The 13,431-nt window shown below is 43.0% G+C and carries 15 protein-coding genes; 2 read left to right on the forward strand and 13 right to left on the reverse strand.

The annotated features are described in order from the left end of the window. Positions 1-3: 3 nt before the first annotated feature. The 7 genes from B5F22_RS07190 to B5F22_RS07220 are packed head-to-tail and all read right to left on the reverse strand — an operon-like array spanning position 4 to position 7,313. On the reverse strand, positions 4-492 hold the full coding sequence (locus B5F22_RS07190; protein ID WP_087225103.1) for a response regulator transcription factor: 489 nt from the start codon (positions 490-492) through the stop codon (positions 4-6). Positions 493-524: 32 nt separating this feature from the next. Next, entirely contained in the window at positions 525-887 is a 363-nt protein-coding gene (locus tag B5F22_RS07195; protein WP_087225107.1) for a metal-dependent transcriptional regulator, read from the reverse strand. 11 nt (positions 888-898) lie between these two features. Beyond that, positions 899-2,638, reverse strand: a complete 1,740-nt coding sequence (locus tag B5F22_RS07200; RefSeq protein WP_087225110.1) for an ABC transporter ATP-binding protein — start codon at positions 2,636-2,638, stop codon at positions 899-901. Beyond that, positions 2,635-4,449 (reverse strand): ABC transporter ATP-binding protein, encoded by a 1,815-nt coding sequence (locus tag B5F22_RS07205; protein ID WP_087225113.1) that lies wholly within the window; start codon positions 4,447-4,449, stop codon positions 2,635-2,637. The genes B5F22_RS07200 and B5F22_RS07205 overlap by 4 nt, the downstream gene beginning before the upstream one ends. A 23-nt stretch (positions 4,450-4,472) precedes the next feature. Then, positions 4,473-5,072, reverse strand: coding sequence for an MptD family putative ECF transporter S component (locus B5F22_RS07210; RefSeq protein WP_087225116.1), 600 nt, complete (start codon positions 5,070-5,072; stop codon positions 4,473-4,475). A 17-nt stretch (positions 5,073-5,089) separates the two neighbouring features. Continuing rightward, entirely contained in the window at positions 5,090-6,571 is a 1,482-nt protein-coding gene (locus tag B5F22_RS07215) for an ABC transporter ATP-binding protein (RefSeq protein ID WP_087225118.1), read from the reverse strand. A gap of 19 nt (positions 6,572-6,590) precedes the next feature. Beyond that, positions 6,591-7,313 carry an energy-coupling factor transporter transmembrane component T gene (locus B5F22_RS07220; RefSeq protein ID WP_087225121.1) on the reverse strand — a complete coding sequence of 241 codons (723 nt, stop codon included), beginning with the start codon at positions 7,311-7,313 and terminating at the stop codon, positions 6,591-6,593. A 180-nt stretch (positions 7,314-7,493) separates the two neighbouring features. Between B5F22_RS07220 and B5F22_RS07225 the strand changes: the two genes are divergently transcribed. Further along, positions 7,494-8,459: an AraC family transcriptional regulator gene (locus tag B5F22_RS07225; protein ID WP_087225124.1), complete on the forward strand. Its 966-nt coding sequence runs from the start codon at positions 7,494-7,496 to the stop codon at positions 8,457-8,459. 203 nt (positions 8,460-8,662) lie between these two features. On the opposite strand, the gene B5F22_RS07230 is transcribed toward B5F22_RS07225, so the two are convergent. The 6 genes from B5F22_RS07230 to B5F22_RS07255 all read right to left on the reverse strand — a co-directional run bounded on the left by B5F22_RS07230 (position 8,663) and on the right by B5F22_RS07255 (position 12,947). Further along, complete coding sequence (locus B5F22_RS07230) at positions 8,663-9,151, reverse strand: response regulator transcription factor (RefSeq protein WP_204210549.1); 489 nt, start codon at positions 9,149-9,151, stop codon at positions 8,663-8,665. A gap of 77 nt (positions 9,152-9,228) precedes the next feature. Then, complete coding sequence (locus tag B5F22_RS07235) at positions 9,229-9,978, reverse strand: ABC transporter permease (RefSeq protein ID WP_087392047.1); 750 nt, start codon at positions 9,976-9,978, stop codon at positions 9,229-9,231. Continuing rightward, a complete protein-coding gene (locus B5F22_RS07240; protein ID WP_087392048.1) occupies positions 9,971-10,888 on the reverse strand; it encodes an ATP-binding cassette domain-containing protein in 918 nt (305 codons plus the stop codon). The genes B5F22_RS07235 and B5F22_RS07240 overlap by 8 nt, the downstream gene beginning before the upstream one ends. Before the next feature lie 134 nt (positions 10,889-11,022). Next, positions 11,023-12,096, reverse strand: coding sequence for a HAMP domain-containing sensor histidine kinase (locus B5F22_RS07245; RefSeq protein WP_087392049.1), 1,074 nt, complete (start codon positions 12,094-12,096; stop codon positions 11,023-11,025). Further along, complete coding sequence (locus B5F22_RS07250) at positions 12,093-12,764, reverse strand: response regulator transcription factor (protein WP_087392050.1); 672 nt, start codon at positions 12,762-12,764, stop codon at positions 12,093-12,095. The genes B5F22_RS07245 and B5F22_RS07250 overlap by 4 nt, the downstream gene beginning before the upstream one ends. Further along, the gene (locus B5F22_RS07255) at positions 12,765-12,947 is read right to left on the reverse strand and encodes a helix-turn-helix domain-containing protein (RefSeq protein ID WP_087392051.1); all 183 of its coding nucleotides are present in this window, start codon (positions 12,945-12,947) and stop codon (positions 12,765-12,767) included. It abuts the gene before it with no gap. A 113-nt stretch (positions 12,948-13,060) separates the two neighbouring features. Here B5F22_RS07255 and mobC point away from each other — a divergent pair, with 113 nt between their 5' ends. Further along, complete coding sequence (gene mobC, locus B5F22_RS07260; protein WP_087392052.1) at positions 13,061-13,390, forward strand: plasmid mobilization relaxosome protein MobC; 330 nt, start codon at positions 13,061-13,063, stop codon at positions 13,388-13,390. Positions 13,391-13,431 lie beyond the last annotated feature (41 nt).

Consider the following 13,431-nt stretch of genomic DNA (forward strand, 5'->3'; position numbering starts at 1 on the left):
TTTCTATACATCAAATTTATAACCTACACCATAGACACTTTTCACATAATCCGGCAAACCAGGCGCAACCCGGAGCTTCTTTCTCAGGTTGCTTATGTGGTTGTTGATTGCTTTCCGGGAATAGTAGGAATAATCCTCATGCCATACCAGATCCAGGAGCATTTCATAAGTGAACACCCGCTTTGGGTTCAGTATGAGCAAAGCGAAGATTTCAAATTCCTTGACCGTCAGCGGAATTACCTGACTCCGCACGGTAACAAGGCGCTGTTCCAAGCAGAAATACAAATCACCTTCCCGGATTTCCGTCAATGGCTGATCTGCCTGCGGAGGGATAAAATACTGGCCTCGAAGAAGTGTTAAGTATGGGACATCAGCCAGAATATTGCCAGCCTCATAGTCACGAACAAACTGAGCCAGCTCCTTCTTTTGGCAGGGAGAAAGCAGAGCAAATAGCTTTTCACCAATCTGCCTGCCGGAATCTTTTAAATCCAGTACGGCTAATTTCCCATGTTATCACCACCTCCTTAGTCCTCTAAAGCATCTTTCAGTTTTTGAAAAGATTCATTGCTAATAACATGTTCAATCCGGCAGGCGTCGGCCTCCGCTGTCCTGGGGTCAACGCCTGCTGCGATAAGCTGCTCGGTAAAAAAGCAATGGCGCTCGTAGATTTTTTCGGCAACCTCGCGGCCAACATCGGTCAGATGGAGAAAATGATCTTCGTCCATCGTGAGAAAGCCGCCGTCCCGCAAGGTAGCCACTGCATGGCACACGCTGGGCTTTGACACCTCCATGTGCCGGGCCACATCTACGGATCGCACCATACCGAGTTTCTTTTGGAGAACAAGGATGGTTTCCAGATAGTCCTCCCCGGACGCATGAAGTTTCATAAATATTTCTCCTAATTGATTTGCCAACCGGCTGTGGTCTGCTGAATATCCCACAAATGCCGATATAGACCATGATTATCCATTAGTTCTTTATGTGTACCTACTTCTTTTACCTCGCCCTGATCCAATACAATGATTTGATCTGCTCCAGCAATCGTTTTCAATTTATGGGCGATCATTACCACAGTACGGTCTTTCACGAGTTCTTCGATGGCTTGCTGAACCTCCACTTCATTTTCCGGATCAAGGGAGGAAGTTGCTTCATCTAACAGCAGCACAGGGGCATCTTTCAAAATTGCGCGGGCGATAGAAATCCGTTGTTTCTCGCCGCCTGACAATGTGGAGCCGCCTTCGCCAACCATTGTGTCATAGCCATCTGGCAGAGCCATAATGAAATCGTGACAATGGGCCAGTTTTGCGGCTGCTTCAATTTCTTCCTGCGTGGCATTTTCCCGGCCATAGCGGATGTTGTTGCCGATGGTATCCTGGAACAAATATACATCCTGAAAGACCACAGATATTTTAGACATCAGTTTTTCCGGGTCAACCGTCTTTTCGTCAACACCTCCAAAACGAACAATACCATTCTGTGGATCATAGAACCGGGCAATCAGCCGTAGCATTGTACTTTTTCCGCTGCCAGAAGGTCCGACAATCGCTGTCATAGTTCCTTTCGGGAAACTCGCATTGACATTGTGAAGGACAACATCCTCCCCATAACCGAAGGTGACATTTTCAAAGATAACATCGTGATCCTTCGGGGCTTCTCCTTCGCCCTGCATGGTTGGTTCTTCCAGTAAATCTACAATGCGCTTTCCCGCCGCAGCCTGATAAGTAAATACAGGGAGCTGAGTAATTGCGCTCACCAACGGATCAAATACACGGGAACCGACTAAAAGGAAGATGATAAACATTGGCAGTTCCAGAGTTCCTCCCAGAAGCAGATAAGTACCGGCCATTGTAATCATGGAAAGCCCGATCTGTAAAAACGCAACTGCTATCAGATAAAACGGGCCAGACACACCTTCCAGCTTAATGCTTTCTTTCATAAAATTGTAGAACGCCCGCTCCAGCTTTTTGAAATTCGCCCCCCGCAGGTTATATGCTTTTATTACCTTCATTCCGGTCAGATATTCCTGCAAGCGGTTCGTTTGTTCAATTCTTGCTTTTGTATGTGCAGCACCGCGCTTGCGGTCAATCACACGGACACCCCAAAGGATTAAGAAGGTCACAGGAAGTCCGGCAAACATAGCCAGTGCCATACGCCAATCAGCAAAAGCCATTCCGAACAAAGCCAGAAATGCGACGATGATACCACTGATAAGCTGCGGCAAAATGTGGGTAACGCCTTCCTCAATCTGGCTAAAATCATTCATCATGGTATTTCCCAATTCGCCGGAGTCCTTGCTCATTAGAAAACCTAAAGGCAATTTGCGGATATGCTCTGCGAGGCGGATACGCCCGTCCGCGCTGGTTGCGTAACCGTCATGGAAGGTAGCATGAGTAGCCTTGCGCTCCAAAAGATATACCACAACGGAAGTCGCTAAAATACCTCCCCATGAAAGCCATAAAGTCTTAATATCCAGCGAACCGGCATCCCCGGCAAAGAAGGAATATATCGTGATAACAAACAGTGCCAGGAACATAAAAGAAAACAGATTTATATTGGTAACAACCGTCCAGATCACCGGCTTTTTCAGTTTCTTTGGATTTCCCGCCGTCACCTGATAAATAGGATTTGTCTTTTTCATGCCTTTGCCACCTCCTTATCTGTTCCTTTTTTCAGTTCCCAATCGGACGAAGCTGTGTAGGCCGCCCACATCTTATGATAGGTTCTTTCATTTGCCAGAAGTTGGTCATGGGTTCCTGTTTCTTCTATTTTTCCATGATTGATGACCATAATCTTATTGGCGTTCCGAATGGTCATCAGCCGGTGAGCAATAATCAATACTGTCTTGTTTTTAATCAGTTCTTGTAATGCCAACTGCATTTGAAATTCATTCTCTGGATCAGCATAGGCGGTTGCTTCATCAAGAATCAGGATCGGAGCATTTTTCAAGATCGCTCTTGCCACAGAAACACGTTGTTCCTCGCCTCCTGATAGATAAACACCGCCTTCCCCGATTAAGGTATCGTAACCCTGGGGCAGCTTCTCAATAAACTCATGGCATTGTGCTGCCCTTGCCGCCGCATAGACTTCTTCTCTTGTAGCGCCGGGTTTTCCTACAGCAATGTTGTTATAGAGCGTATCGGAGAACAGAAAGCAGTCCTGAAATACGAAAGACATGGTATTCATCAAATCTTCCGTTCTCATATCCCGGATGTCTATGCCGCCAATCGTTATGCTGCCTTCCTGTACATCCCAAAACCGTGGAATAAGCTGTGCAATCGTTGATTTACCAGAACCGGAAGGCCCTACAAGAGCCGTTATTGTTCCTTGATCGGCAGTAAAACTCACATGATCTAAGACCTTTGGCCCATCCTCATAAGAAAAAGATACATTGTGAAATTCAATCGTATATTCATTGGGCTTTTTACTGATTTCAGGTTCTTTTACCTCATTTGTGCTTAACACTTCGTCAATGCGCCGCACACCTTCATTGATATTGTTGAAGCTGGAACCGAAGCTGTTAAACTTAAACACAGGTGTTGCAATTCCCGGTGCAAAGATCAAGACGAACAGCAATGTCATGGCAAATGCCATATTCTGCGGATTTCCTGTAAGAAACAACATCCCCACAGGGATGATAAATGCGGAAAGTGAAAGTACAAATACACGGAACAGGACATAACAAGGTTCATAGTTATCCGCATATTTCGTTGTCATATCACGGTAGGCAATAATATCATCATAGAATTTTCGGAAAGAGCGCACAGTCTGACCAAAAATTTTGATGGAAGGCATCCCCCGCACATACTGAACCGATGATGTGTTGATATTTTCCATTGCATCGTAATATTCCTTCAGACCTTCTTTTGCCTTAGAGCCGAACATAAAGGAGAACTGCACAACAAACCCGACAATAATCGGCAGGATGCAGGCAAGGGCCAGCCAGATATTCAGGCTAAACATCACAATGACCATAAATACAATCACAGCAATGGTACTAATCATATCCGGGAACTGATGGGCGATGAAAAGTTCAATCTGTTCCACATCCTGCTCCGCAATCTGCTTTACCTTACCGATAGAGTTACGGCTGAACCACCCCAAAGGCAATCCGCTGATATGTTCGGACAGCTTTACACGGATTCCATAGAGGGTACGATAAGCCGCGATATGACCGATCATGCCGCCTACATACATAAACACATAGCAGATTACCAACCCGACAATTCCGAATAAAGCCCAAAAAGTCATATAGGAAGTGTCCACCTGACTAATATCTGCGGCATTACGCAGAAGCTCCGTCATAACCTTATAAACTGCCAGATAGGGAGCTAACTGAAACAAAGCCGCAATCGTCGAAAGCGAAGCCCCGACAATCATCAGAGTTTTTCGTTGTCCAGCCATCTCCAGCAAACGCGGGATGCCTGTCTTTTGCTTTTTTTCTTTGCTCATAATCCTCACCTCCTTTTTGCCGCCTATTCCGCATTGGAAAGACGTTTTTTTACTATTTTATTTCCCCAAAGCACGCCCAGACAGGTGAGGATAACCGTTGCCACGCACAGCACAATCATGACCGGAACAGAAACGATATTCATGCACCATTCAGCAATTTCCAGAAGGCCGGAATCATCATTCACCAGCATGGAACGATAGGCGTCCTGCATCCAGATGAACGGTATGTATTCACCGAGAGCCAGCCCTACCAAAGCGAAGGAGGAACCTACCATCGTTGCTTTGGTTGTACGCCTCCCCAAAACACTATAAAGGATTTCTCCGATCACACCGCCAGCCACAGTGCAGAAGAACATCATGCCATAAGGGGCCATCGTAAACAGGCAGATACCCAGCAGAAATGAACTGATTAAAATACCACCTGGGATTGTCAGCTTTGATAACATGACAACATAGACAATCCCACCGATAATTCCGAGGACACAGGGAAGAACCAATAAAATTGGTGGAAAAAAACCAATCGTAAAGGCCACCAGGAAGCCAATCACAACCCACAGCGCACTGAAAACGCCAATTCGGATTAAATCCTTCAATCTACGACTTTCTTTTGTTTGATTTCTCATAGCGACACACTCCTTTTTTAGAATGAAATTTGAAAATATTGAGCCAGGTTTTCCGGCTTGTACTTATCAGGGGAAAGATACTGTATCGTACCATCCTCCTGTAAAAGAAGAAGGGAAGAAAAAAGCTCTGCGGCAAATTCATAATCGTGGGTAATGACAAACACACACGCGCCACCTTCAGCCAGCTTTTTTATTTCAGTCTGGACAATCTTCATATTCTCTGCGTCCAGTCCGCTGGTCGGTTCATCAAGGTAGAGAAGCGGTAAACGGTTCATTTCTGCCAATGCAATAGAAAGCCGCTGTTTTTGTCCGCCAGATAAAGCTGTTGGATGTCTTTTCAAGAATTTTCCCAATCCCAAATTCTCTAACTTGCAAATGGCCTGTTCTTTTTCTGCCTCTGTCTTTTTCGTACCCATCAGCATTTCCTCCAATACATTCGGGGCAAATAACTGATAATCTACATCCTGCATGACATAGAAAGATTTTTTTCGCCGCTGCTGCTTGCCGGAATAACTTCCGTTGATAGAAATTTTTCCGGTCTTTTGCTTTTCAAGGCCCATAAGTGTTCGGATCAGTGTGCTTTTCCCGGCTCCGTTCTTTCCAATGATACCGATGATCTCGCCACCATGAGCAGAGAAAGTAACATCATGCCATAACAGGGGTTTCCCTGGATAACCAAAGGATAAATTCTTTATCTGAATGGAGACATCTCCCTTTACAGGGTAGTAGGCTTTTGGTGTAATCAGTGCAAGATCGGATTTTCGCAGGCCATGCCTTGTAAACCATTCCGCTGTCTGCCGGTCAAAATCCCTGCCGTCCATCTCTTTATCAATTTTTCCATCCTTCATAATCAGCACACGATCCGTAAGCCCGTTGAGGTAGTAGAGCTTATGCTCCGAAATGATGATGGTGTTGCCCTGCTCTTTGAGGGATTTTAATACTTGACGAAGCTGCTCTGTACCCTCCGAATCCAGATTGGCCGATGGTTCGTCTAAGACATAAATTCCGACTCCCACCATATAGATGGACGCAATGGCTACCTTCTGCTTTTCGCCGCTGGAAAGGTCAAAAATGCTCTTTCCGAGCAAGCCCTGAATTTGTAAAACGTCCACCGCTTTTTCATATTGCTCCTGCATTTTATCCATAGGTGTTCCCAGATTTTCGCTTGGAAATGGAATTTCCGTTTTAACATGAAGTGTAAAAAACTGAGAACGTGGGTCTTGAAATACCGAACCGACCAGCGGTGAAAACTCACCTGTTTCATGTTCTGCAATATCCATACCGCAAACACGACATTCCCCTGAAAGATCTCCCTCGAAAAAATCCGGGATAAGCCCATTTATGCAGCGGGTCAATGTGGTCTTGCCACAGCCGCTATGTCCTGTCAAAAGGATAAATTCACCCTTACGAATGATGAAATCAATCCCTGTCAGACTTTCTGAGTCAGCATTATGATAGGTAAAACTAAAGTTTGAAAATTCAATGACAGGCTGGTTCATGCTTATGCCTCCTTCCCATCTAAAGTAAAATCACATGATAGTTGATAAATGCTAAACCTGCCGCAAGGAGCGCAACACAAAGCAAGTAGATAGAATCTGTTACCCTTAGTTTCACTTTCGTGCAGCACGTTCGTTTTCTTTTTGTGCTAAGCCCTTTGCAGATTGAAGCGGCAGACAATTCTTCCGAAATTTTTTCGCTGCGATATAAAAGCGGCACAAAAAAGTTTTCTGCATTTTGCATCGGATGGCATACCTTATCCCACATAGAGGAATGGAGATTCCGCATTTTAAGGCTTTCCCGAATGTATCCGATCTCTTTCAATATCGTTGGTATGTAACGATAAATAACTGCCAACGGGATCAACACTAATTTTGGAACACGCCAGATTTCCAATGAGAAAAGCAGTTCATCCATTGGTGCTTTTTCAATCAGAACCCTCACTGCCAAATACGCCGGATATAGCCTCGCCATCAACAAAAGGAAAAGCGGAAACAAATCCGAAATAATCGGAATGTATATTTCTTGCAGCGCAAACAGTATCAGCAGCATAGCGGCATAGGACAGAAGGTTTTTCCAGAATACCGCCCACCCGCATTGAAGTAACAGCAGGAAATCTACAATCAGCACTAAAAGAAATAATGCGAGCAGATTCCGAAATACTGATGCCAATACCGCCACCACGACAATCTGTATAATTAAAATGCGGGGATCCGGCATTGACGCCTTAAATCTCATCCGCATATTTTCACCTCCTTTACCTTGTGAAAACAACAGGTATGTGCTACAATATCAAGTGGTTAGCTCTGGCTAATCGCCGTTTTTAAGTATAGTACGAGACTTTTGTTTTCACAATGGATTTAGGAAAGGAGCGTCGTATCGGCGTATAAGTTCGTCCAAACGGCGTATTTATAGGTGACGATAATGAAACATCTAAAAGAAATGTATCATTCCATGCTTTCTGATGGAGGATTCTTCTTAGATAACGAACACAGGCAGCCTTATAATGAATTTACCTGTTACACTTTACAGGCAGATAAGGGGCAAGGACATTTTTGGGTCTATTTTTATGAAAATATGTTTGAAATCACCATCAGAGATTTTCTTTTTCTCGATGACATTATGTTAGAGTGTCCAGAACCGGAATTTTTGTCTGTTACTTATTACACCTCTGTGTCAGGTGAAGAATTTCATCCTTACCGCCAGCTTTCTCCTAACAGTTTACAGGCACAAATCGGGCAGGCAGACAAGGTCTATCAGGCGATTTATCATAAGAACATTCCTTTGCAGAGTATCAGTTTTACGATCATGCCGGAGTTTTATCAACGGTATTTGCAGCAGAAATTTCCAGGAGAATACATTGATCCCAGCGAAGCATTTCGTAAAATGCAGATCGGAACGGATTTCCCTGAATTGATTGTTCTGCTAAAGCAAATCGAAGGATACCGGGGAACGGGTCTTACGGCAAAGATGTTTTATGAAGGCAAAATATTAGAAGCGGTTTCTTTAATTATGGAGCGGGCTAAAAGCAATCAGGAGAAGAAAAAGAAGCTGCATCTGACGGAGCAGGATCAGGAGAACCTTTCCGCAGTTGCGGCTTATCTGGATAACCATTATGCCTTTTCTGTTCCGATTGAGAGATTGTGTCGCATTTCTTTTATGGGGCAGACGAAGTTAAAAGCTGCCTTTAAGGAATGTTTCGGCTGTACGCTCTATGATTATATTTTGCAGAAAAGGATTGGACAGGCCCAGCACCTCCTTATGGGAACAGAATTAAGCATCGCAGAGATCGCACAAGCGGTTGGATATGATCGGCCGGAAAGTTTTGCAAAACAATTCCAGCGTGTTACTGGATTATTACCACGAGAATACCGAAGGCTTATAAAATAGGTCTTGTACAAATGGGCAAGCAATGCAAACATATACATGTTTTGCGATTTTGACCGGATCGCACCGGCCAAAATGCTTGTTGAGGGATAACCCCCAAGCCCCCAAGATCGCCACCTTCGGTGACGGCCACGCGTCCTGCGGACGCTAAAAAATCTTCAAAAGGAAAGCTGCAGAGTTGATAATTGCTCTGCAGCTTTCCTTTTTCATATATCGAATTTATAGCCTATTCCATAAACGCTTTTTACATAGTCCGGCAGATCCGGTGTAATCCTGATTTTCTTTCGCAGGTTGCTTACATGGTTGTTGATTGCCTTCCTGGAATAGTAGGTGTAGTCCTCATGCCATACCAAATCCAGTAGCATTTCATAAGTGAACACTCGCTTTGGATTCAATATGAGCAAAGCAAAAATATCAAATTCCTTTACTGTCAGCGGAATTGCCTGCCCTCGCACAGTAACAAGGCGCTGCTCCAAGCAAAAATACAAATCACCTTCTCGGATTTCCGTCAATGGCTGATCGGCCTGCTGTGGGCTAAAATACTGGCCTTGAAAGAGAGTTGGGCATGGGACATCAGCCGGAGTATCGCCAGTCTCATAGTCACGAACAAATTGAACCAGTTCCTTCTTTTGGCTGGGAGAAAGAAGGGCAAATAGCTTTTCACCGATTTGCCTGCCGGAATCTTTCAAATCCAGAACGGCTAATTTCCCATGCTATCACCCCCCCAAAAAAAGTTTTTCAGATGCTTCTTTACCATCTTCCAGCAGATTGCTTATTTTATATCTCGTTTTTTCATAATGATAATTCCAATACAAGTCAACAGCACTCCGTATATTACAAAAATAGCTGCGACAACAGAAAACCATTCAGCCACCGTCATTACTTGCACTCTTTGGAACATTGCTACCGGCCAATACATCGAAATCACATAACTGTTCCAGATTGCATCTTCAATACGATGAACAATGTAAAACCCAAAAATCAGTAAAAACATATTGACTACACTGGAAATTACGCTGCTCCTAAATAAAAAACAGGTAAACACCAGAAAGCTCGCATAAGAGGCATGGAGTATGATTTGGCTAAAGAAGAAAAATAACAACTGTAATGTATTTATTTGAAGTAAGCCATCAAGATTATGCCATAGTATTTGACTGATTATAGTTCCGCTTACGCCCGCAATTACGACATATAGAGTGGCAGCAAATGCACAGGTTGTCATTTTGGACAAATAGTATTGAGTTCTCGAAATTCCTTTTGAAATATAGTAATGAACAGCGCCACTCATAAAATCATCCGAAGCAAATACCACACAGAAAATCAAAACGGGAAGCCCTGTGCTGTAATTCTGGAAAAGGATACTATAATACTGAAATAGGGGCATTCCGTTAGCAACTGTTTCGGCTTTCATGCTCTCAAATACAGCATAAAACAGTACCGAGCAAATAGTTAAGCCGGCCCCCGCCCAAAATATCGTATTGTGAAATAATTTGTAAATCTGGGACCGCAGCAGATTAGTCATTTTTCTCACCTCCTGCTATAATCGAATTAAAGTAATCCTCCAAACTATCCTCATAGATTGTTGACTCGAAAAGAACAAGGCCATTCTGTATTAGAGTCTTATTGACAACTTCTGATTGTCCTACATACTCTTTTAAGGAAATTGTGTGTGGTGTCAGAATTTTATATTTCGTAATACCCAACTGTGCTTGTAGGATATTGGCCGCTTTATCAGCACAGTCAGTTCGGATAATCAAGTGTCGCTCGCATTGATCCATTAAATCATCTGCGGACAATTCTGAAACAAGAGAACCTTTGTGAATAATTCCATATCTGGTAGCGATTTTGGACAGTTCGCCCAAAATATGACTTGAAATCAAAAGCGTTATGTTTTGCTCTCGGTTTAACTGCACGAACAAATTACGCAGCTCTTGTATTCCAACAGGGTCTAACCCGTTAATTGGCTCGTCCAAAATCAAAAACTGAGGATTGCCCAAAAGGGCAACTGCAATCGCCAAGCGTTGTTTCATGCCCAACGAAAAATCTCCGACACGCTTTCTTCCGGTGTCCGCCAACCCCATGAGAGACAATACTTTATCTGTACTTTTGGTATTTTTTACGCCGAAAGCATGGCGGAAGATTTCAAGATTTTCTCTTGCTGTCATATTTTTATACAGAGCGGGGTTTTCAATCGTGCAACCAATATGGTGCCTTCCGGCCTGCAAATTTTCCTGCCCAAATAACTTGATTGTGCCAGATGTGGGTGAGGCAAGTCCTGCAACCATACGCATAAAAGTTGTTTTTCCCGCTCCATTTTCACCAATGAAGCCATATATATCGCCTTGCTGAATATTCATGCTAACACGATTGACCGCAGCAGTATGAGCAAATTCTTTACACAATTCTTTTGTTTGCAAAATATATTGCGGCATCAAGACACTTCCTTTCCTGTTTATTTAGTGGATACAGTGTATCTTGCTGGCTTGGAATAGAAGTGCGTTTGATGTGAAATCCGTGTAAAAAAATAAAGCCCTGCCCCTAAAAGGAAAGCAAGGCTTTGATTGGCTTATTTGTTTGCAATCGGAAATTGAAAATAAAACTCCACTCCATCAGTATGATTGATAGCTCCAAATGGAACTTGATATATGGTCAATATTTTAGAGACAATGGCAAGACCAAGACCATTACCACTTTGTCCCGTCCATTTCCCCCGATAGAACTTTGACCAAATTTGGGAGATCTCCTGTTCTGGAATAGTGTTTCCCTGATTGAAAACAGAAAAATAGATTGTCGAATTTTCCTGCTTTACGGCTAAATGAATGTTTCCGTTTTCGCATACATATTTTTTTGCATTGCTGATTAAATTTTCAAGTACCTGTTCTATTCTACGCCGGTCCGCATAAACAATAATTTCCCGCTCTGGTAGTTCATAAGTAAAATTGTATCTTTCACAAGGAACATCAAGCAATAACCGTCCGCCTACTTCCTCTGTCAGTTCAACAAAATCAAAAAGAGTTTCCTTTAGAACGGTGGTTCCGGCCTCTAATGCAGATAAATCTAATAAGGAAATGATTGTATAATTCATTCTCTCAGTGGCGGCCAGAATAGCATCCATATACTTTCTGCGCTTATCATTATCTATCTCGTTTTTTAATCCTTCAGTATAAGCCTGTATTAAGCCAAGAGGTGTTTTCATTTCATGCGATAAAGAATCCACTAATTCCTTTCGTTGTTCTAACAGTATCCTTTCATGCTGAACATCTTTTTTTAACTGTTTGTTGGCTTTATTTAATTCGTCCAAAGCATTTTGCAAGTTTGAGGCCAAAGTATTTAGACTATTTGATAAACTGCCTAATTCATCATTAGACTGAATATCACACACCGTCATAAAATCAAGATTTGCAAGTTTCTGTGCAGTATCAGTAATGCTCCCCAGTGGAACCACAATAATGCGATGCAAGTAAATCTCTTGCAGCCATTCTCCGCCAAGAAATAAAAGCAGCCAAATAAAAGGCAGCAGGAATTTATACTCTATCGGTGCTATGAGGAACATAATAGGATACAAAACTGTAATAACAAAGCGTATAGTTCTTGAGAAAGCAAAATATTTTTTTTCAACTGACTTAAATGAATTGCTCATGGTTTTACCTCAAACTTATAGCCAGAACGAATTAGTGTCACAATATGACGCCCTTCGGTTCCTAACTTTTGACGGAGCGTTTTGATGTGTGAATCGACAGTTCGTGTATTTCCTTCAAAGTCAAATCCCCAAATACGGTTTAACAACTGCTCACGCGAGAACACTTGATTTTTATTCTGCAAGAACAGATGCAACAGTTCGTATTCTTTATGAGTAAGCTCAACTTCATTACCAGACACAATGACTGTATGAGCCGATGGATATAGCATTATTTCTCCCGCAGATAAAATGTCCTGTGAATTAGTTGCAGTTGCATGACGCAACCACGCATTGACTTTGGCTAACAGTATTTTGGGACTAAATGGTTTGGTAACATAATCATCTGCACCATATTCATAGCCTTTGAGTTTGTCATTTTCTTCGCCTTTGGCAGTAAGAAAAATAATGGGTACATCACATATATTCCGCGCAAATTTACATACAGTAAATCCATCTAATCGTGGCATCATAATATCTAAAATGATAAGATCAACCGTATTGTTTTCCAAAATGGAAAGTGCCTCTACTCCATCATTAGCTAAAATGCAAGAGTGTCCGCCTTGTTGCATAAAATCGACAATAATGTTTTGCATATCTTTTTCATCTTCTGCTATTAAAAGTACAGCCATCTATTTGGCCTCCTTGCTTTTTTTCATCCTACCGTCTATTGGCTTTTCCGCGTCTTTGGGTATTAGCCAGATCGTTGCCATTTTTACGGCGCCAGGAATACGGCCCGCAGCGCAATAGTAGTTTACCCGTCGAGGGGTCACGCCCCATTTTTCGCTTGCCTCTTTCAAAGTCATATAGTCCATGTTCATACCTCCGCAAACACTAGTATAGTTCTTTTGCTCGAATAAAGCAAGAACTGGAATATGAATTATAAAAATCAATTTACCTGCATATAGCAACATTCCATTGGGCAAATATGAATTATAGAAACCGAAAGCATCAAATCGTGCAGCGCGTCCCGGTGACGCCGGAAGAACGGGCCTTGCTCCAACAGAAAATGGCCCAGCTCGGCACAAAGAATTTCTCGCCCTATGCCCGGAAAATGCTGATTGACGGGTATATCGTCCACATGGACACCAGCGACATCCGGGCGCAGACCGCAGAGCTGCAAAAAATCGGCGTCAACGTCAACCAGATTGCGCGGCGTATCAACAGTATCGGAGCTGTGTACGCGCAGGACGTTGAGGACATCAAGGGGGCGCTGGCACAGATATGGCAATTACAAAGATCCATCCTATCAAGGTAAATTTGAAAGCGGCACTTGACTACATCTAAAACCCGGACAAG

The sequence above is a fragment of the Pseudoflavonifractor sp. An187 genome, from assembly GCF_002160275.1.
GTDB lineage: Bacteria > Bacillota > Clostridia > Oscillospirales > Oscillospiraceae > Enterenecus > Enterenecus faecium.

Coding starts and splice junctions, on each gene's coding strand:
- B5F22_RS07195 (WP_087225107.1), bottom strand. CDS start 887: ATGAAACTTCATGCGTCCGGGGAGGACTATCTGGAAACCATCCTTGTT.
- B5F22_RS07200 (WP_087225110.1), bottom strand. CDS start 2,638: ATGAAAAAGACAAATCCTATTTATCAGGTGACGGCGGGAAATCCAAAG.
- B5F22_RS07205 (WP_087225113.1), bottom strand. CDS start 4,449: ATGAGCAAAGAAAAAAAGCAAAAGACAGGCATCCCGCGTTTGCTGGAG.
- B5F22_RS07210 (WP_087225116.1), bottom strand. CDS start 5,072: ATGAGAAATCAAACAAAAGAAAGTCGTAGATTGAAGGATTTAATCCGA.
- B5F22_RS07215 (WP_087225118.1), bottom strand. CDS start 6,571: ATGAACCAGCCTGTCATTGAATTTTCAAACTTTAGTTTTACCTATCAT.
- B5F22_RS07220 (WP_087225121.1), bottom strand. CDS start 7,313: ATGCGGATGAGATTTAAGGCGTCAATGCCGGATCCCCGCATTTTAATT.
- B5F22_RS07225 (WP_087225124.1), top strand. CDS start 7,494: ATGAAACATCTAAAAGAAATGTATCATTCCATGCTTTCTGATGGAGGA.
- B5F22_RS07235 (WP_087392047.1), bottom strand. CDS start 9,978: ATGACTAATCTGCTGCGGTCCCAGATTTACAAATTATTTCACAATACG.
- B5F22_RS07240 (WP_087392048.1), bottom strand. CDS start 10,888: ATGCCGCAATATATTTTGCAAACAAAAGAATTGTGTAAAGAATTTGCT.
- B5F22_RS07245 (WP_087392049.1), bottom strand. CDS start 12,096: ATGAGCAATTCATTTAAGTCAGTTGAAAAAAAATATTTTGCTTTCTCA.
- B5F22_RS07250 (WP_087392050.1), bottom strand. CDS start 12,764: ATGGCTGTACTTTTAATAGCAGAAGATGAAAAAGATATGCAAAACATT.
- B5F22_RS07255 (WP_087392051.1), bottom strand. CDS start 12,947: ATGGACTATATGACTTTGAAAGAGGCAAGCGAAAAATGGGGCGTGACC.
- mobC (WP_087392052.1), top strand. CDS start 13,061: ATGAATTATAGAAACCGAAAGCATCAAATCGTGCAGCGCGTCCCGGTG.